This window comes from Chitinophaga sp. OAE865, assembly GCF_040546735.1.
Classification (GTDB): Bacteria; Bacteroidota; Bacteroidia; order Chitinophagales; family Chitinophagaceae; genus Chitinophaga; species Chitinophaga polysaccharea_A.
In genome coordinates this window covers 2,942,342-2,963,951 of the sequence record NZ_JBEPOF010000001.1, presented here as the reverse complement: position 1 = coordinate 2,963,951, position 21,610 = coordinate 2,942,342, and the positions used below count along the sequence as shown (strand labels likewise).

Annotated in this window: 10 protein-coding genes; 3 read left to right on the top strand and 7 right to left on the bottom strand. The window is 46.4% G+C overall.

What is annotated here, in order from left to right; all coding sequences use genetic code 11:
• Positions 1-22 precede the first annotated feature (22 nt).
• The 5 genes from ABIE50_RS12065 to ABIE50_RS12045 form a co-directional block, all read right to left on the bottom strand.
• Positions 23-697 (bottom strand): fasciclin domain-containing protein, encoded by a 675-nt coding sequence (locus ABIE50_RS12065; RefSeq protein ID WP_209861288.1) that lies wholly within the window; start codon positions 695-697, stop codon positions 23-25.
• Between the two features lie 25 nt (positions 698-722).
• Positions 723-2,282 (bottom strand): RagB/SusD family nutrient uptake outer membrane protein, encoded by a 1,560-nt coding sequence (locus ABIE50_RS12060; RefSeq protein ID WP_209861290.1) that lies wholly within the window; start codon positions 2,280-2,282, stop codon positions 723-725.
• 19 nt (positions 2,283-2,301) lie between these two features.
• Positions 2,302-5,457: a SusC/RagA family TonB-linked outer membrane protein gene (locus tag ABIE50_RS12055; protein WP_209861299.1), complete on the bottom strand. Its 3,156-nt coding sequence runs from the start codon at positions 5,455-5,457 to the stop codon at positions 2,302-2,304.
• A 599-nt stretch (positions 5,458-6,056) separates the two neighbouring features.
• Entirely contained in the window at positions 6,057-7,208 is a 1,152-nt protein-coding gene (locus ABIE50_RS12050; protein WP_209861301.1) for an MBL fold metallo-hydrolase, read from the bottom strand.
• Positions 7,209-7,313: 105 nt separating this feature from the next.
• The gene (locus ABIE50_RS12045; RefSeq protein WP_209861304.1) at positions 7,314-8,018 is read right to left on the bottom strand and encodes a Crp/Fnr family transcriptional regulator; all 705 of its coding nucleotides are present in this window, start codon (positions 8,016-8,018) and stop codon (positions 7,314-7,316) included.
• A 509-nt stretch (positions 8,019-8,527) separates the two neighbouring features.
• On the opposite strand from ABIE50_RS12045, the gene ABIE50_RS12040 reads away from it, so the two are divergent.
• The gene (locus ABIE50_RS12040; protein ID WP_209861306.1) at positions 8,528-13,324 is read left to right on the top strand and encodes a translocation/assembly module TamB domain-containing protein; all 4,797 of its coding nucleotides are present in this window, start codon (positions 8,528-8,530) and stop codon (positions 13,322-13,324) included.
• 103 nt (positions 13,325-13,427) lie between these two features.
• Here the strand turns inward: ABIE50_RS12040 and ABIE50_RS12035 are convergent, their stop codons facing one another.
• On the bottom strand, positions 13,428-14,630 hold the full coding sequence (locus tag ABIE50_RS12035) for a bifunctional 3,4-dihydroxy-2-butanone-4-phosphate synthase/GTP cyclohydrolase II (protein ID WP_209861308.1): 1,203 nt from the start codon (positions 14,628-14,630) through the stop codon (positions 13,428-13,430).
• A gap of 427 nt (positions 14,631-15,057) precedes the next feature.
• Between ABIE50_RS12035 and ABIE50_RS12030 the strand changes: the two genes are divergently transcribed.
• On the top strand, positions 15,058-18,297 hold the full coding sequence (locus ABIE50_RS12030) for a TonB-dependent receptor (RefSeq protein ID WP_209861310.1): 3,240 nt from the start codon (positions 15,058-15,060) through the stop codon (positions 18,295-18,297).
• A gap of 418 nt (positions 18,298-18,715) precedes the next feature.
• Positions 18,716-20,869 (top strand): TonB-dependent receptor, encoded by a 2,154-nt coding sequence (locus tag ABIE50_RS12025; RefSeq protein WP_209861313.1) that lies wholly within the window; start codon positions 18,716-18,718, stop codon positions 20,867-20,869.
• On the opposite strand, the gene ABIE50_RS12020 is transcribed toward ABIE50_RS12025, so the two are convergent.
• Positions 20,866-21,609: an alpha/beta hydrolase gene (locus ABIE50_RS12020; protein WP_354027985.1), complete on the bottom strand. Its 744-nt coding sequence runs from the start codon at positions 21,607-21,609 to the stop codon at positions 20,866-20,868. The two genes, ABIE50_RS12025 and ABIE50_RS12020, sit on opposite strands and share 4 nt — an antisense overlap.
• Between the last annotated feature and the right edge of the window lies 1 nt (position 21,610).

The following is a 21,610-nucleotide window of genomic DNA, read 5'->3' as shown; positions in this document are numbered from 1 at the left end:
GTTTTCAATTTAATGATGATGACTATTTCCAGTAGAACACATGGTTGTTTTGCAATACATGCAATACGCCTGTTTTTGTAATGATACCGGTGGTTTGCAGGGTATACTGGATGTCCCTGTCTTCTTCAGGATAATCATCCGGGCGGGGATCAGGGTCCAGGCCGTTGATCACTTTGGTGAGCGCCATATACTTTACACCGGCAGAAAAAATATCATCATAACCGCCTGCTTTGATCAGCTTGAAAGCAAAGTCCTCGTTCACTTTATTTTTATACACCTGCGATTCCAGTGAAAGATCGGCACGTACAATTTTCCCGCTAAAAACATAGGCCAGCAGCGAGTCGCGCAGTTCGGGGGCCTTCAGGCTATCGATGGTGTACTTCACGTTTTCATCATTCAACTCCTTTTGCAGCTGCGTGGTCCGCACGCCCAGGAACTGTTTGATCGAGTAATCCGTAGGCGCCACAAAGGTCACATCGCTGTTGATGGTTTCTTTAAGCCCTGCTTTATCGATCAGCAGGATCAGCGTATCAAAGTTTGAATTTGCTTTGAGATAATCGTAAGTAGTAAGATCTGTATGATCATTGGTAGGACTACCGCCCAGGAAATGATCGTCTTTTTTACAGGCGGTAAATAAGAGGGAGATCAGTAAGAAGCCCCAGCCAGCCTTCGCAGTAAATATTTTCAGTTTGTTCATGTCAGTTCATTTAAGTGTCAGGATGCTATTTCACTTTACCGAGCCAGTAATCATTTTGTTTGAGCACACTGTTGTTGAGGAACAACGCGCGCCCTACCGGCCATTTCCAGCCACCGGCATCAAAGCGGTCCTGCGGGAAACCTGCAGCGGCATTCACGTCGCCATTCATCAGCATGCGTGTGCGCACCAGGTCGTACCAACGCTGGCCTTCTGCATATAGTTCGCGGGAGCGTTCCAGGAATGCTTCCACTTTAATATCGGTTACGTCTTCGGGTAAAATGGGGCTGGCCTGGGAGCGGGCCCTCACACGGTTAATATCCTGTAAGGCGGCGCCTGTATTTCCCTGGTCGGCATAGGCCTCAGCGCGCAGCAGCAGCAGGTCGGCATAACGCATCAGGATGATATTGGCGTCTACAGCAGCATCGGTGAAATTACCCGGGTTGCGGTAGTTGATATTTTCCCGGTTAGGGCCTGCAAATTTGCAGATCAGTACATCATACTGTCCTGCTGCGTCGAGATTGGTAAAGTAATAATGGCGGCGCAGATCAGTACCATCTTCTTCATACAGCAAATTGATCAGGTCAATATTCGGCGCATCTATTTTACTGTCCTTGTTGTTGATAAAAGGCGTTTTCAGGATGTTATAATAAAATCCTTTCTCCACCTGTTGCTCTCCGTTAGCTACCTGCATATTGATTTCAAATATGCCTTCCATTGATTTTCCGTGGAAGATCTTCGGGTACATCTCTGCCGGCAGCAACTGGTACTGACCGCTGTTCTCTACGGAATCAATAGCGGCAATCGCATTGGTTACATCAGATACTACCTGTCCTTTGTTCAGGAAGTTCCTCCACATGTAAGCGTGCGCCAGTAACCCAAAAGCAGCGCCCCTGTTAGCTCTTACGGCTCTTTCAGTACCGTTCTTATATTCCCAGGGCAAGAGGCTGATGGCCTTTTTAAGATCGGCAATACAGGTATCGAGGATGATCTTTTCATTGGTTCTCGGGATATTTTCCGATGTTACCGGGTTAGGATCATACTTCGTCACCAATGGCACATCGCCCCAGATACGCACCATATAGAAGTAGCTGAAAGCCCGCAGGAAATAGGCTTCTCCCAGGAAACGGTTACGGGTGCGGGTGGGCTGATCCGTGAACTGCGCATCCGGGATATTGGGAATATTATGCATCATAATATTCGCCTGGGTAATCACTTTGTAGTAGGGCGACCAGTCGTGATACTTCTCCAAATAAGAGCCCAGGAAATCAGCCGTATTCATACCATCTCCACCTTTTACCAGGAACCTTACATCATACTGGTTATAGTCCGAGAACTCATATGCCGGCAACGAACCATACGCAAAATGCGACATGTTCTGATCATAGTCCGTATTGGAAGTTAACGCCCTGCGCAGTAAGGCATAACCGCCTGCCACCCCTTGTTCCGCATCCCGCTGGTTTGTCCAGAAAACAGAATTATAGGGAGAATTGATCGGCTCCTGGTCCAGCAGCTTCTTACAGGAAACAAACGGCGACAACAGCAGTCCTGCAGCTATTACCGTGAATATATTTTTCAGACAGTTCATATCTTCTTCTTTTTAAAAATTAAAAACCAACATTTACACCCAGGGTGAACTTACGTGGTATAGGATAACCTCCACCGGTGTAAGTACCTTTTTCGTCCACTGCTTCCGCATCGGGAACACTTGATTTCTGGAACATCTTTACATTGTCTACCACGCCATAGATCTGCAGCTTGCTGAGCTTAGTACGTTCCAGGAACTTAGGGCTGAACTGGTAAGCAAGGTTCAGGTATTTGATACGCAGGTAAGAACCATTTTCCACAAAGGCAGATGAAAAAGGAAGGAACTGGTAGTAATAATGCTCACTGTAAGGGATCACTTCTGCATACTTGCTGTTATCTCCTTCTTTGTGCCAGCTGTCGATAGAAGAAGGATCTATAGCAGCAATATTTGCGTAGTTATTGGTTAGGCCGATAAGCCTGTCGGACATATACTTGTTGTAGATATCACGTTTAAGGGTAAACGTCATGTATACCTGCAGGCTCCAGGGGCCATAGGAAAATGCGTTGGTAAAACCGCCGGTACAGGCGGGGTTAGGATTACCGCTGCGCACTTTATCGTTCCAGTCCCACACGTCATAGTCGCCGTTCTGGTCTTCCCAGATAAAGTCGCCCGCCTGCACGGTATGGTTACCATTCCAGTAGGTAAGCTTTTCACCGGTGTAGGGGTTAAACGGAATATCTTTTTCGCTGGCGTATACGCCTTTGTTCTTAATCAGGTAAAATTCGTTGATAGCGCGGCCTTTGGTAAGCACGTAGGTCATACCGGTGTTGTTATCCGGCACCATCAGGTCGCGGTTACCGTTGGGTAATTTAACGATCTGGTTTTTGATGAAAGATAAGATCAGGGTGGAATTCCACTGGAACTTGCTGGTAGGCGGCGTGATCCGGCCCTGTATGGTAAATTCCACACCGGTGTTGCGTACATCCACCGCGTTGGTATTTACCTTATCATACCCGGAAGTAGATGGCAGCAGCAGGTTAAACAGCAGTTTGGAAGTTCCCCTGTTAAACGCGTCTGCAGTAACGTTCAGTCTTCCGCTAAAGAAACTTGCGTCTACCCCAATATTGGATTGAATGGCCTGTTCCCAGGTAAGCCCGTCCTGCGCCACACCATCAGAGAAGTTAGGCGTTACGGCATTCACACCGTTGTAGGTGCCGCCGGTAGATCCGCCATAGGTACCCTGGTTGATGCTGTAGTTATTATACTGGAGATAATATTGTTTTGGTAAGCTTCCTGTTACGCCATAGCTGCCGCGGATCTTGAAATATTCCACCCAGCTTTTGAAAGGCGCCATAAATGGTTCGTCTGAAAGGTTCCAGCCGGCAGATACGGAGGGGAAATAACCCCAGCGGCTGGCACGGCCAAAACGGGAAGAGGCATCTGCACGATAGGCAAATGACAGCAGGTATTTCTCTTTATAGTTGTAATTCACGCGGGAGAAAAAAGACAACATACCGGACGACTGGTAATCGGACCCGGAAACGAGGTTACCATACGCATCCCTGTACATCATATAGCTGAGATTATACCCCTGCACCACTTTCACATTGTCGTTGCTCAATGCGCCGCTGCCAATACCGGTAAACTCATTCCTGATATTATTGATCGTATTACCCAGCAACACATTCAGATGATGATCTTTCGTAACAACATCCGTAGAATAGCTCAAAGTATTATCGAGGTTCAGGTTTTCATAACGCGATTTACCGCTTTGCGCATAGGATAAGCCCGCGGTGTTCAGCTCTCCCGGCCTGAAAATATCGCGGGTATTGATGCTGGACTGAACAGAGCCTATAGAGGAAAAGCGCAGCTTTTTGGAAATATCGTAGTTCACGGTAAGACTGGCAGTGATATCATCGTTGATGTTTTTATCACGGCCGGATTCCAGGTCGCCGGTGAAGTTTTTGCGGTCTGTTTCAGAGATATTGAAGAGAGAAGAAAGATACTGGCCGTTTACAAGTGGGATCACATTCTCTCCCGGGAATACGCCGCGGCCGCGGGATCTGTCGCCACGGCTCAAACGGAACAGGGAAGAAACATTCAAACGGGACGACATTTTCACGCCCATGGCAGCGGAAATGGTATAGCGTTTAAAGCCGGTTCCGCGAATGGTTCCATCTTCATTATAATAGTTGCCGCTGATGCGGTAGTTGGTATTTTCTGATGCACCGGAAACAGACAGGTCGTAGTTCTGGATGATACCGTTCTGGTAAAAAAGATCCTGCCAGTCGACTGCTCCGCTGAAAGCGGGATTGAGGCTGTCTGTCAGCATCATGGGAATATTATTCACTTTCTGCTGGTCGGAAAGATACTTTTGCAGGTAGTTCATTTTGAACCATCTTTCTTCCGCGCCGCCGTATACCGTTTCAAATTTTGGTTGCTGGGTGAGCCCTGCATAGGTGGAGAAGTTCACCTGCGGCTTGCCCTGTTTACCGCGTTTGGTTTTTACGATCACTACGCCGTTGGCGCCGCGGGAGCCATAAATAGCTGCAGCCGACGCGTCTTTCAGAATGTCGATGGATTCAATATCGTTGGGGTTCAGGCCGGCGATATAGTTGGTACCGGTGTTGTCAAATGCTGCGGCATCATCCAGTGATACGGGGATATCGTCTATCACAAACAGCGGGGAGCTCAAAGTACGGGCGGCGCTGGCATCGCGGCTGATGGAGGTATTTCCCCTTACCACGAAGGAGCCTCTTACTCCCGGTTCGCCTGTAAAGTTCTGTACGTTCAAACCTGCGGCACGGCCCTGCAGCAGTTGGTCGAAGCTCGGGGAAGGAAGGTTTTCAATGTCCTTGCCTTTTACGCTGGAAACCGCTGCCGTTACCGTTTTACGCCGTACCTCCTGGTAGCCGATCACCACCACATCTTTCAGGCTTTTGGCATCCGGTTTCAGGGAAATAGTGTAAGATGCTTTCCCCGACAACACCAACGTTTGCGTTTCAAAACCTATAAATGAAATAGACAGTTTGTTGGAATTGCCTTTCAGGGTAAGCGTAAATTCGCCGTTGGGACTGGTGGCTGCACCGTTATTGGTACCTACTTCTTTTACAGATACGCCGGGTAAAGGCCCGCCTTTATCATCTGTAACTGTACCTGAAATTTTTCGCTCCTGGGCCCATGCCTGCAGGCATAGGAATCCCATCAGCACTAGTAGTAGCAACTTTTTGTGCATAGATTCTGGTTTATTGAATTATTCTGGAATTATCAGACTGGTCGACTGAATGTTTTACGGTAATTTGTTCACTGGTGAAATAATCGTTGTTGCTGTGTTACTGGAACGGGTGAATTGCAATTGTTTGCTGGTACGTTATAAATTTGGTTGAATAAATCCGGTTGCTAAAAATGTTTGTTCACTGAAATGCTACATTGTTGTTGCTCACTCGTACTTCATTGTTCTGGGAGGAAATTTAGAAATGTTAAAGTTTTCCTAATAGGGGTAGGGAGAATTAGTGACATTAGGATGACGGAAATTTTCACACTATAAAAAATAAACATATCTCCTATTAAATGCTTGAGAATTAGACTGAAGAAAACGATATGAATTTATTTACTGATCTTACAAAGATAAAATAGCATTACTAAATAATAATATAATATTACTTGAAAAGAAGAGGGCCGACAATTTCGTGATAAACCTTGCAGGGCATTTTCACATGCCATTGCTCCGGCGAACAACAAGAGCAAACATGATCACGTACTGGAATAAAAAAGAAAGGGACTCCCTTCCGGTCAGCCCCTGAAACAACCAGGCAAAATTAGCCCCGTGGTTAGTCATTCTAATACTTTTATCGTTCCGTTCAGGTGTACAAAACTACCATCTTTGCCGGCGATATTGGTCCATACCTGATGGGTATTATAATTCTGCACATGGGTCACGTTGGTAGTTGTTTTGGGTTCCTGCCAGTACACCATGAATACATTTTTTGCAACTTCTACCGCTGTATACTCCACATCGTCTGTAGTCCCTTTGAAAGCTCCATCCAACCCGATGAAGGACATTTTCCTGTTGTCCCGGAAGGTGAGCTCAAACACATTGCCCTCAAAATTTACAATAACTTTGTGTCCGATTGGAGGATAAGGCGATTTAACCGCCCAGGCCATTTCTCCTGTAAAAACCTTTGCGCCCATTTCCAGAGCGTCTTTGCCAGGCAAACCGGGATATTTCTTTTCCATGAAGGACACAATTCCTGCCGAAGTATGATTCTTTGTAACCGCTTCTTTGTAATTATTAAGATACTGGTACATAAAATCCAATGACTTTGGCGAATAATCACTGGTCACAAAATGTGACGGGATTACCTTTAACGGTGTCAGGCTTTTCATCTTGTCTATTTGCCCGATCCAATTATTCAGCGCCTGCATATCCTGCGTGTCAGCCATCCATAAATGACTGCCTTCAGCAACCGAGATTCCGCCCAAAACTGTTCTCAGCGAAGGTATATAAAGAAAGCTATGGGCAGGATCATCCGCAGTTTGTATAATCTCGATCTTGTTACCTTCCAAATCGGGAATACTGTTAACTGCAGCAGGAACTATCAGTTCGCCCGGTGCATCGCCTTTCATTTGGGGAGCCCATACCTTTAACTTTTCATCCTTGGATGCTCCGATAAGGTAAGCTGTTTGTGCTGTTGAAATAATCCGGGCATCAGGGAAAGCTTTTTTAATTACATCCAGGCCAAAGTAATAATCAGGGTCGCTGTGTGAAATATAGATGGCTTTCAGATTTTTTTTAGTCGCGGTAATTTCCTGTACCAGTTGCAGCGCAAATTGCTTCTGGAATTGCGCATCTATCAGTATAGCATCTTTATCGCCATAGATGATAGTAGATGTTACCGGAAAAATAGCTTTTGCTCCCGGATTGTACACCTTTAGATGGAGGCCGCTGGCTTGTACCGATGCACCCAAACTTATTGTAGTAATCATAGTAAGAAAGAATTTTCGCATTGTTTTCATTGCTTTTAAATTAATTACAATACAAAATTGAAAATTCTGTCTCAGATAAAAATTGAACAAGTTCAATAATCCCGGTTATTTTTTGGGAACCATTTTTTTTCTGATTTTGCTAAGAAATTCATGGCTGATGCCGAGATAAGCTGAAATTTGCAGGTTGTTCAACCGAACTGCCAGATCCGGATAGCTTTTAATGAAATCCTGGTATCTGTGATCTGCAGTTTTGCTAAGATTGCGGATCATCCGGCGTTGAAGATTTACATAGGCTTTTTGCGTCATTATTCTGAAAAGCTTTTCTATGGATGGCAATGTTTGGTTAGCATATTCCTTATCTGATTGAGAAATGACCAGAATTTCGCAGTCCTCGATGGCTTCAATGTATAGCATAGACGGCACATTGTTATGGAAACTATCGATATCAGCCAACCACCAGTTTTCCGGGGCAAAATAAAGAATATGCTCTGCGCCTTTCTCATCCAGATGGTATACCTTGAAAAGCCCTTTCTTTACAAATGCCTCATACCGGCTTATGTCTCCTTCGCGTAGAAAAAATTCCTTTTTCTTTAATGTTTTAAGGTGAAACAGATTACAGAATGCCTCCATCTCGGCATCCGGGATTGAAATCTTATCTATAATACTTTGCTTTAACAATGTATACATATACAGGTGTAATGGGGCTACCAACCAAAATTTAACTGCTCTCCTGCAATTTCCAGATCCTGTAAGAGGCTTGTTAGGGTTAACAAAATCAGCAGGATCTAAAGGCAACAATTTAATTTCCAATTTTCATAATTCATCATTTGCCAAAAACAATTTAGTTAAACTTTTACTTCCAATTTGTTCCAAATTCTTCTTTTTTAGCATTGAAAATGGCGGACCCATATCAATACAGAGGAAATAAGGGCGGAAAAAACTTTTGCATGGAAGGGTAAAAATCCTGCCTGACCGTATCCTTATGGTAGATTGATTCCCGTGAAATTATGAATAACCTGATATCAATAACCCTGCGCCCATTTATGTATACTTAAAAATTGATATATCAAGGTATTCCAAACGCTGGTAGTAAGTATCACCTCCGTGATAGATTCATTGGGGCCGCGGCAAAAATAACGGCAGGTCCACAATTGCATACTCACTTACATCTATATACGAAATCGTTCATCTGTGCCGTTTACCAGTTAAACCGGAAATATATCTTATTTATCGCCTAAATGGCTTTCACTGCCAACTATTAATTATTTTTGCCGGATAAACTTTGCCGCCTGAAAAAAGTACGGAAAATATTGTCTGTCGTGTTACTGTGTTTGTTAGGCCTTGTCATTCTGATCGGAATACTGGTGAACATCCCCGTGGTGCAGAATTTCCTGGTGCATGAAGTGACCAGCCGTTTGTCGCAGCAGCTCAAAACACACGTGGAAATAGACCGCGTGAGCTTCCGGCTGTTCAACAGCATGCAACTGGAAGGCGCATTGATCGAAGATCAGCATAAAGACACCCTCCTGTACGCAGGCAAGCTACAGGTGCGCATTACCGACTGGTTCTTTTTCCAGGAAAAACCCATCATCAAATTCATAGGGCTTGAAAATGCTGAGGTGAACCTGCTGCGCTCCCGCCAGGACTCAGTATGGAACTATCATTTCCTGGAGGAAGCATTCGGCTCCTCCAAACCGGATACCAGCAGCAGATCTTCCGGCGGCCTTTCCCTTGACCTGAAGAAAATTGATCTTAAAAATATCCGGCTGAACCAGGTGGATGCCTGGGTAGGTGAAGATATGCGGGCATCTGCCAAACGCATTTACCTCGATGCCAAAAACCTGGATCTGCAGAAACACAACATCGACATACAGGAGCTCACACTTACTGAGCCTGATTTTATTATAAGCAGCTATGCCGCTTCCCCCCTGCGGCGCCGGCGGAAACCAGCTCCGGACCATCCTGTGCCGGATACCGGGCAACTGCAGCAGCTGCGCTGGAACAATGCCAACTGGAAACTGATCGTAAAGGAACTGAATATTAAAAACGGCATTTTCGGGGTGGATAACCCCGACGACAGCACGAAAATAGAGCCCGGCTATTTTGCCCCGCATCATATCCGGTTCAACGAAATAAATCTCTCCCTTACCAATACCAGCCTGGTAAAAGACAGTGTGATCGGCGACCTTACCCTGCGCACAAAGGAACGCAGCGGCTTTGAAGTAAAAAAGCTGACCAGCCGGTTTAAAATGTCGCCCGTGGAAATGGAATTTTCACAGCTCGACCTGGAAACCAACCGCAGTCATATTGGCGACTACTACACCATGCAGTACAGCGATATCAGTGATATGAGCGATTATATCAATGATGTGTTCATGCAGGCCCGGTTCAAAAACTGTAAGCTGTCGTCAGATGATATTGCTTTTTTTGCACCGCCCCTTTCCACCTGGAAAAAGGAAATTACCCTGAGCGGTAAAGCCAGGGGACCAGTCAGCAACCTGAAGGCATCGGAAATAGACCTCACCGCCGGCGCCACTACCCGTCTTAAAGGAAGCCTTGAAATGCGGGGACTGCCTGATATCTTCGAAACATTCATCGATTTTCATACAGAAGAACTGGTGACTACCGGTAATGATGTGATGCAGATCATGCCAGTGGTGAAAGATATTGTGAATACCGTGCGCATCGACCGCCTTTCGAATATCCGCTTCCAGGGAAGCTATACCGGGTTCATCAACGACTTTGTGGCCTATGGCCAGTTCCAGACCAATCTTGGCAAACTGAACTCCGATCTTAACTTTAAAACCAGCCGGGATGTTCCCGTTTACTCCGGGAGCCTGAAAGCCGTGAACTTTGATATCGGCAGTCTCTTTAACAATACCAATCTTTCCACTATCTCCCTGGATGCTAAAGTAGATGGCGCAGGCTTTAACTTTAAAACGCTGAAAGCTACCGTGGATGCTGATGTTCAGGAGATATCCCTGTTTGGTTACAATTATCAGAACATCAAAACCAAGGGGGAAATGAGCCGCAAATTCTTTAACGGTTCCCTCACGGCCAATGATCCCAACCTGGATATGGATTTTGCGGGGACCATTGATTTTAATGCAGCCCTTCCCGAATTCAAATTTAATTCAGAGATCCGCAAAAGCGATCTGAAAGCCCTGCATATCACGGAAGATTCGGTAACCTTACAGGCCAAACTGGAACTGAACTTTGTGGGTAGCAATATCGATAACTTCAATGGTACCGCAAGGATGTACGAGGTATCTGCCTTTAAAGACAACCGCCGCCTTGAATTCGATTCGCTTTATGTATCGTCGCATATGACCGGTAACGAGAAGCTGCTTGAATTTTCCGGCAGTGAGATCGGCGGCTTTGTAAAAGGGCAATACAGCTTCCTCCAGCTGCCTGACGCTTTTAAGCTGCTCCTCAACAAATATTATCCCAGCTACTTCAGTGCGCCGCAAAATACCGTTATCAACCAGGATTTCACCTACGCTATTAACTTCGGCGAAGTGGATAAACTGCTGAGTGGCTTTACCAAACAGTTTTCCGGTTTTGACCACGCCACTGTAACCGGCGCCCTCAATACCATGAACGGTGGCAACCTGGCATTGAACATCCAGATACCGGAGGCCGGTTACCAGGGATATCATGTACAGGACCTGCAGATCAGGGGAGATGGCAACTTCAATAAGGTCAATATCAGTACAAGCATTGGCAAGGTACTGTCTGGCAAAAACGTGATCCTCGAAAACCCGGTGATACTGGCCAGTTCAGGGCACGATACCTCCTTTGTGAAAGTAGACCTGGCAGCAGAAGATACTTCGTCCCTGGATGGTTTCTATGCACGAATCATTACCGTGGCCGACGGGCTGAAGATCAATTTCCTCAACAGCGCCTTCACCGTGAACGAGCGGCAATGGAATGTTACCCCCGGCAATGAAATATACTGGAGCAAACATTTCCTCACCGTAAAAAACCTGCGGGTAACCAGGAATGATCAAAGCATTACAGTGGAAACCAATGAATATAATCCCGATGAGTCGAAGTTCATTGTTACCCTGAAGAACCTGAACCTGGCTGATGTAATTCCCTCCCAGCTGATAGCTACACGGGTGGAAGGGATCACTGATGGTACTATCAATATTGCAGATCCCACCGCAAACCTCGATATCAATACCGCGCTCAGAACACGGGAGCTGCGTATAGACAATGATTCCATCGGCCTGTTGAATATAGATGGCACCTATCATCACCTCACCGGTAATGCTACGTTTAACATTCAATCTGATAATGCCGGGATGGCTTTCCTGGCACAGGGTAAAATAGGGCTGTCGGCCACCAATAACGGTATAGACGCCAGTGTTAAATTCAACGGCGCCTCTGTCAGCTTACTGAACAAATACCTCGCAGGCTATGTATCCAATCTTACCGGTGCAGTAACGGGGACCTTAAATGTAGGAGGCACCACGCAGCTGCCTTCCGTTAAGGGCGCGCTTACACTGGATACCGTAGGGGTTACGGTAGATTACCTGGGCACTCATTACCGCATTCCCAAACTGAATGTGAATGTGGACGACAACCTGATTGAATTCGGCAACTTCCTGCTGGTAGATAAATACAATACGAAAGGTACCGCCAGCGGTTATATCAGCCACGACCATTTCGACAAGCTCAATTTTGATTTTGACGTTACCGGCCGCGGTTTCCTGTTCCTGAATACCAGCGCCACCGACAACGACCTGTTCTACGGGGATGTACTGGCCGACGGTAAAGTATATTTCTCCGGCCCGTTGAATGATATGCAGATGCATATCCTGGCGCGCCCGATCAAAGGCACCCACTTCTATCTTCCTATGTCCGACAGTAAGGATATCGGGAAATACGACTACATCACCTTCAAAACCTATGGCACAGAGATCGTTGAAAAAAAGAAGAAAAAAGACAACACCAAACTGACCGTAAAGCTGGATATTGCCGCCAATCCTGATGCGCAGATCGATGTGATCCTGGACGCCACCACCGGCGATATTATTTCCGCCAACGGTACAGGTAACCTGCAGATCACCGTGAATACGGAAGGCGATTTCACTATGTTTGGCAACTACGAGATCAACAACGGGTCCTATAACTTCACTTTCCAGCGGCTCACCAGCTGGAAGTTCGATATAGAAAAGAACAGTACCATTACCTGGAACGGCGATCCTTCAGAGGCCAGGGTAAACATTATGGCCAAATATTCGCTGCCAAAGGTAAGCCTGTACAACCTGGTAGGCCAGGGTACCAATATCAGCACAGACAAGCTGGCTACGCGCACGGAAAAAGTGGATGTGCTGATCAACCTCCGCGGCGCCCTGCTGAAACCCGACATCACTTACTCCATTGAATTGCCCGAGGTAGGGAGCCTGGCGTATGAAAGCGGTGTAGCTGCGCACCTGAAAGAGATCAACAACGACCAGAACAAGGCACTGTTCCAGGTGTGGGGGTTACTGTTTTCCAACCAGTTCCTCCCGGATGATGCCACCACTACAGCAGCCGCGAATGTGGGCATTACCGGTAAAAACAGTGTGGGCCAGGCATTGTCGGCACAGGCGCAGGCCATTCTGAACAACATTACCGGCACATTGCTGAAAGGAAGCGGCATAGGAGTGAATGTGAATTACCGTGCCTATAACGTGGGCGGGCCGCAGGATAACTCCTCGGTTGACCGTAACCAGGTGAGCGCAGGTATTACCAGTAACTTATTCAACAACCGTTTCCGTTTATACGCCGGCGGCGATTACGATTGGGGTAAAACGGCTACTTCCGCCAATACCAACCGGTTTGCCGGCGATTTCCGTATTGAATACCTCCTGACGCAGGATGGCCGCTTCCGTATCAATGCTTTCAGTAAAACGGATTATGACGTATATAACCTCAATAACCGTACGAAATCCGGTGTGGGTATTTCCTATATCAGGGAGTACAACCGCTTCAACGAGCTGTTCAACGACAGGCGGCGCAGGCGTACGCCGCTGCTGGATTCCCTTCGCCGGGCAGCCATGCTGAAACAGGAGCAACAGGATTCATTGCGGGCAAAAACAGACTCCACTAATATTGAACAGCCCTAAAACAACAAAGGAGCAACAACTGCTGTTGTTACTCCCTGATGTGGTTTACTTTGCAGGAATATAATCATTCCTTATTTACGCGTTCCCATTAACGGTCACCGGTTTATCCTTTAAGAATGTCGTGTCCTAATTTGTCGCGCTTGGTCCTGAGATAATTCTCATTGTGCGGGTTGGGATGGATTTCGATGGGTACATTTTCCACCACTTCCAGGCCGTAACCGCTTAACCCGGCGCGTTTGCGGGGGTTGTTGGTAATGAGGCGGAGTTTGCTGATACCGAGGTGGCGCAGGATCTGTGCACCTACCCCATAATCGCGTTCATCCATTTTAAAGCCCAGTTCCAGGTTGGCTTCCACGGTGTCCATGCCTTCTTCCTGCAGCTTGTAGGCTTTCAGTTTATTCATCAGGCCAATACCTCTTCCTTCCTGGTTCATATATAATATAAGGCCTTTCCCTTCTTTTTCCACCATTTGCATGGCTGCGTGCAGTTGTTCGCCACAGTCGCAGCGCAGGGAGTGAAGGATATCCCCTGTTACACAGGAGGAATGCACCCTTACCAGTACCGGTTCGTCTTTTTTCCAGTCGCCTTTCTTCAGCGCCATGTGAATTTCACCTGAGTTGATCTGTTTGAAAGCGATCAGTTCAAAGTTGCCGTATTTGGTAGGCATTTGTACTTTCACGCCTTCTTCTATCAGCGTTTCTGTGCTGAGGAGGTAAGCGATCAGGTCTTTTATGGAGATGAGTTTAAGGTCGAATTTGGTGGCGATTTCGCGGAGTTCCGGCAGGCGGGCCATGGAGCCGTCTTCATTCATGATTTCCACGAGTACACCGGCAGGTTCAAATCCTGCGAGGCGGGCCAGGTCTATAGTGGCTTCCGTATGTCCTGAACGGCGTAAAACGCCGCCGGTTTTTGCTTTCAGCGGAAATATATGGCCGGGTTTACCCAAATGTTCCGGTTTGGTATTGGGATCGATGAGTGCTTGAACGGTTTTAGCCCTGTCGTGCGCAGAAATACCAGTGGTGCATCCATGGCCGAGCAGGTCTACAGAAACGGTGAAAGGGGTTTGGTGCAGGGCGGTGTTATCACGAACCATGAGGTCCAGTCCCAGTTCTTCGCAGCGCTCTTCCACCAGCGGTGCGCAGATGAGCCCACGGCCGTGGGTGCTCATAAAGTTGATAATTTCGGGTGTTACATTGCGTGCTGCCGTGATAAAATCACCTTCATTTTCACGGTCCTCGTCATCTACCACGATCACCAGTTTACCGTTTTTTATATCTTCTATTGCTGCTTCTATTGTATCTAACATATAATATTCCCTCCGGGTCAGTAATGTTGAATTGCGCAAAGTTACAACTTATAGATGTGAAAAGTTGCTGGCAGAAGCAAGTGCTATACTATAGGAAACCCGTTGCAGGTATGTTAATTATACAGAAGAATTTTAACATATAACAGCAGGTTTACATTTAATAGCGTTTTATACACCTGAAACCCGATAAAGTTCAATGTGGGCGTATATATTTCTCATTATTAATATCTCATATTTGAGAAATCGTAATTATTGACGAAATTCTTGAATAATCCTTTTATTAATACAGATATAGCTAGATGCCATTTAAATTTTGATATGTCACTTGAGATATCCACAGTGTACTTAACAATTTGTTAATTCGGCGTTAAAATTTTCCCGGGAAAATTGTTCAACTTTGCGTCTGAATCAACAATTTCTTTGCTTTATGGGGTTTAAAAAACTACTCTTATCATTCTCATTGTTGCTCACCGTGTTTGTAACCTTTGCGCAGGTAACTACCAGCAGCATTACCGGTGTTGTAACTGATTCCAAAGGCCAGGGCCTGATCGGGGCCACTGTAAAAGCCACCCACACACCTACTGGAACAATTTATGGCACCACTACCCGCGGCAGTGGTGAGTTTACAATTCCTAACGTTCGCGTTGGCGGACCGTACAAGGTAGAAGTTTCTTTTATCAGCTATGGAACTGAAACCTACAACGACATTTTCCTCAAACTCGGGGAACCCTTGAAATTGAATGTACAACTGTCTGAAGGCTCTACCAGCCTGAAAGAAGTTAGTATCACGGCCAGCAGAGCTATTGCCAAAGGCAATGGCGGTACCGCGCTGAACGTTTCCCGTACCCAGCTCGACAATCTCCCTACCGTTAACAGGAGCGTACAGGATTTTGTTAGACTGAGCCCCCAGGCATCCGTGTCTACCAATGGTAAAGATGGCTCTCCAATGGGTATTTCCTTTGGCGGCCAGAGCAACAAATACAACCAGTTCGCGGTTGACGGCGCTGTAACAAACGACGTATTCGGCTTATCTGCTTCCGGCACCAACGGTGGTCAGGCAGGAGCCAACCCTATTTCCATAGAAACTATTGATCAGTTACAGATTGTACTGAATCCTTATGACGTTAAACAGAGCGGTTTTACCGGTGGTGGTATCAATGCAATTACCAAAAGCGGAACCAATGATTTTCATGGTGCTGCCTACTTCTACTACCAGGGACAATCCCTTGTAGGTAAAGCCCCAGATTCAACCCGTGCCAAGTACGGAGATTTCACCAATAAAATATTCGGCGCATCTCTCGGCGGTCCCATCATCAAAAACAAATTGTTCTTCTTTGTAAACGCTGAAAGATCAGTAAGGAACAACCCAGTGGATTTCAACCCCGCGTCAGGATCCTCCAACGTAACTACCGATGAGCTGAAAAGCATTTACGATTACGTATTAAATAAATACAAAGTAGATCTTGGAAGCTACACCGACCAGGAACGTGATAAACCAGCTACTACCCTCTTCGGCCGTATCGACTGGAATATCAATGCCATTCATAAACTTACAGTACGTCATAACTACCTGAATGCGAGTGACCTGATCTACAGCAGAAGCAACAGCACTGCCGCTTTCGCCAATAACTATTACACCTTCCCTTCAAAAAGTAACTCCAGCGTTGTTGAGCTGAACTCCAACTTCTCCAACAGGCTGAGTAACGAGTTGAGAATCGGTTATAATAATGTAAAAGACAGAAGAAGTTACCTCGGTCAGCCGTTCCCTACTGTTACCATTAATGATAACGGCCGTACAATTAACCTCGGTAGCGAATTTTCCTCTACTGCCAACGCATTGGATCAGAGCATCTGGACAATTACAGACAACCTGACCATGTATAAAGGCAGGCATACTATCACTGTTGGCGCCAATGCTGAAATCTATAAGATCAAAAATACCTTTATCCAAGGTGCTTTCGGCTCTTACACTTATGATTCAATCAGCGGATTTATCAACAACCTGAAACCAAGACAATACCAGATCAACTACAACACCGCTGATTCTACCCTCCGGGACGGTATCGGCTTCAAAGCAGCGCAGATCGGTATTTACCTTCAGGACGAATGGAACATCAGGAAAAATTTCACCCTGACCTACGGCGTAAGAATAGACATTCCTATCTTCCCGACCACGCCACCGGATAACGTAGCGTTCTCCAAGGACTCAAGCTTTATGGGTTATTCTACTACCACCATTCCAAAATCAAGACCACTGATCGCTCCGCGTGTTGGTTTTAACTGGGATGTTACTAACGATGGTATGACTATCATCCGTGGTGGTGTTGGTATTTTCACCGGTCGCGTACCATTTGTATGGATCTCCAACCAGTATGCAAATACCGGTAACGTTTTCACCAATGTAAACTTAAGCGGTTCCGGACTACCTAACAGTTTCCGTTTCAACTATGATGGCAATAGTCCATTCTACGGACAATATTCTGCCGCCAACCTCGCTGCAATGGGTGCCAATGTAGGAAGCCGCCCTTCCAACATCAACCTTTCTGATAAGGATTTCAAATTCCCCCAGATGTTTAAAACAAACCTGGCGATAGAAAGGAAATTACCATGGGGAATGAGCGCTACCTTAGAAGGAAACTTCACCAAAACACTTAACAATGCTATCTGGGAAAATTTGAATGTTGTTCAATCCAAAGACAGCGTTTCTTTAGGCGGTGGTATTAAAAGACCAACCTGGGTAAAGAAAAACAAAAACTGGGGTGACCAGATTCTTTTGTTGAAAAATACCAACGAAGGATATACCTATAACGTGTCTGCAGAAGTGACCAAACAAACAAGCAACGGCCTGTTCCTGAAAGTTGGTTATTCTTACGGTGATTCCTACTCAATTAATGACGGTACATCTTCTACAGCTGGTTCTAACTGGCGCTTCGGACCAAACATCAATGGTTTGAATAACCTGGAACTGGCCCGCTCAAACTATAGCATGGGCAGCCGGGTACTGGCTGTAGCTTCCAAAACCTTCAAATATGGTAAAGAAGATAAGTTCCGCACTACTGTAACCCTGTTCTATAATGGTCAATCTGGTATCCCATACTCATGGGTATACTTTAATACCGTTGATCCTACCGGAGATGACTTAGGCTCCAGCGGTAACAACGACCTGATCTACATTCCCAAGGCAACAGAAGTGGCCACTATGAACTTCGATCTGATCTCCCAGAAAGATTCTAAAGGCAATATAACCTACACCCGCACACCGGATGAGCAAAGAGCCGACCTGGAACGCCTGATCAGCAATGACAGCTACCTGAGCAAACACCGTGGCGAAAACGCTAAAAAGAATGCAAGCCGCACTCCGTTCGAAAATATCTTCGACTTTAAATTAGCACAGGTACTGCCTATTTATAAGAACCATAAAGTAGAAATCACTTTCGATATCCTGAACGTTGGCAACCTGCTGAACCAGGATTGGGGCAGAACATACTTCATCGCAAACAATGCTTCTACTCCGCTGACATTCAGGAAATACGATGGCACCGGCAACCCGGTTTTCCAATATGACAGAAGAAGGGAAATAAATGGTTTTGGTGATGAGAAACCGTACTATATCAACAACTTTACTGCACGCTGGAGAGGACAACTTGGTCTGAGATACAGCTTCTAAGCATTAAAAAAATAAAAGCCCTCCATTTAAAATGGAGGGCTTTATTTTTTTAATATGCTTTTCAAAATTCCCCAATTCAGATCCCCCACAGGGATCATCACACTACCCTGTCACTTATCCCCCCATTCTATCGCTAAAAATAATACAATCTTCTCCCCTTCATCACCCATATTTATCTAGCTACAGGTATTAAATGAATAAGATATGGCTTATATACGGCGTAAATATGGCTTATATGGGGAGTATCCATACCGTAGCCCGGGAGTAACCATACAGAAGATAGAAGATATTCGATAAGACAACTTAATAAAAACAATATCTGAAAATTTTCCCGATTGCGTAAATCCCCCCACTTCCTTTTGCCTAACTTCGCCCCCCGGAAATAAAAACGGCCAAATTTAAAACGGCATCACACTACATGTTACACAGAAAATTACACCTCCTGCTTATTGCCGGCTGCGGAATTACAGCACCACTGATGGCACAGGAAAAAGACCATAAAAAAGATACCCTGGGAACACCACGGGCACTGGGAGAAATCGTTGTATCTGCCAGCCGTAAACCGGTAACACTGGATAACGTTCCTTCTTCAGTAACCGTTATCTCCCGGAAAACCCTGGAAAACGACATGACCGTGAATACGGACGTAACAGACATCCTGGCAAGGGAAGTGCCCGGCCTGGCGCCCGGTACGCAAACCAACAGCAACGTGGGACAATCCCTCCGTGGCCGCTCTGTGCTGATCATGATCGATGGCGTGCCTCAATCCACACCGCTCCGCAACGGGGAGGTAGACATGCGCTCCATCGACCCTTCCGTACTGGAAAGAGTTGAGGTGCTGAAAGGCGCTACCGCCATTTACGGCAACGGCGCCACCGGCGGGTTGATCAACTACATCACCGTTACACCCAAAGAAGATAAAATACTCTCCGGCAAAACCATGATCAATGCCACCGGTTCGCTCACCAGCATCAAAAACAGCGTGGGCGGACGTTTGAACCAGGTATTACAGGGGAAATATAAAAAGTTTGATTACGTAGTAAGCGGTGTGGCAGAACAAACCGGCGAATTTAAAGACGCCAAAGGTAAACTGGTAGGCCCCAACTACAGCCTGGGTGAAACAGACAGCTACAACGCTTTTGCAAAAATAGGCTACCAGGTGAACAGCCGTCAGCGTATACAGCTGATGTACAATTATTACCGCAGCCAGCAGAACTCCAATTACACCCTGGTGAACGGGGATATCGCCAAAGGCATTCCCGCTTCAGGCGTACTGGGCAAGCCTGCCGGTGTTCCTACCGGCCCAAGGGGCAATCAAACCCTACACCTGGAATACCAGGCCGATAGCCTCATTGGAGGTACCTCCCTCTCAGCAGATGCCTATTATGAATCAAGGGACGATATCTTTTACGTGTCGTTCGGCCGCTTTGAAGGAGGCGACGGACAATCCCATACCATTGATAAAAAGAAAGGCTTACGGTTGATGTTCACCTCCCCGCTGTCGAACAAACCAGCATTTAACGGTACGCTTTCCTATGGAGCGGACCTGCTGAACAATGTTACCTCGCAGCCACTGGTAGATGGCAGGATATGGGTGCCGGAAATGAATATGCTGAACTATGCACCTTTTGCCGAAACGCAATGGTCGCTCTGGCAAAACCTCATCCTGAAAGCGGGCGTACGCGTTGAAAAAGTGCGTGTAAGCGTAGACGATTACACCACCCTTCAGCTTACCAATGCCAATGGTACCGTGAGCGCTCCCAGCATTGCTGTAAAAGGAGGCGACCTGGATTATACCGCTACCCTCTTTAATGCAGGGATCCGTTATAACCGTCTCCCGGCCTTTATGCCTTATTTCAGCTTTTCACAGGGTTTTTCTGTATCTGATGTTGGGTTAGCGCTGCGCGATGCAAAAGTGAATGATATTAAAAAGATCAACACAGAAGCAGTGCTCGTGAATAACTATGAGCTGGGCTTTGTGAGTGAGCATAAAAAACTGAGGTTTGAGCTGAGCGGGTTTATCAGTACTTCCAAACTCGGTGCAGATATGATCTTTGATCCCAACACCGACCTGTTCAATGTAAGCAGAACACCGGAACGCATATACGGCTTTGAAGCGTCGGCGCAATACCAGCTACTGCATAACCTCGATATCAGCGCCAGCTACAGCTTTGTGGAAGGTAAAGCCGATACCGCTAAAACAGGCGGCAGTTACAATGTATACCTGAACGGCAGAAGAATTGCACCGCCGAAAGTAACCGGCAGCATCGCCTATCGTCCGCTTCCTGCACTGGAAGTACGTTTACAGTACATGGGAGTAAATGGCAGGAACCGTTTTGAGAAAAACGCCAAGGGCGTTTACAATGGCAACGAAGGAAAAGTATCAGCATATAACCTGGTGAACCTCAATGCCAGCTATAAAGTGGCTCCCCGTACATTGCTCACATTGGGCATTGATAACCTCTTTAATGAAGACTATTTCCCGGCCCGCTCCCAGTGGTTTATGCAGCCGGGATTTTATTCAAAAGGAAAAGGCGCCTCATTTAACGTAGGCATTGCCGTTAACTATTAATAAAAGAAAGGTAATTGTAAGAAAAGATCCATAGCAGCTTTCCAGGTGGCCATATCATGACGGCCACCTGGAATCTCCAAAGAAAAAATATCCTTACCCGGTTTATACCCCTTTTTTAACAGCTCCTTTATCAGGTCCCGCGTATCATCTATACTGTCAATCACCCCGTTGTTGTTCCTGTCTGCCGTTTCATCTGCCGTGCCACATTCAAAAAAGAACTGTTGCCCGGGGTGATAGCTGCCGGCACGGATCAGCTGGTGCATAATGCGGTCGGTATCATCATTGTAATCCTCCCCCAGTGGTTTACTACGCCACCATAGAGAACCGGAAAAAACACCTGCCAGCCCGAAAATATCCGGGTGCCGCCATACAATATCCAACGCTGATAACCCACCCAGGGAAAAGCCGGCAAACGCCCGCTTTACGATCCGCATATCCGGGTACTGCTGTTGCAGGAATGGCAGCAGCTCATCAATAATAAAACGGGTATAGCTTTCCGCCAGTTGTCCCTGACCCATGTAATCCGGCACACCTGCGGTGCCATAAACAGCTTTCCGGTCGGCATCCGCGTGAATGCCCACTGCCAGCACTGTTGCCGGCAGCTCCGGTAATATGCCGGGAAGATCCTGTCCATCATTTACCAGTAAAAGTATATGTGGAGATGTACCCGTGAAGTAGCTGTCCAGCTGCATCCTCTGTTGCAGGTACACAGAATTGATAACATGTTGATGTGTTTGCACC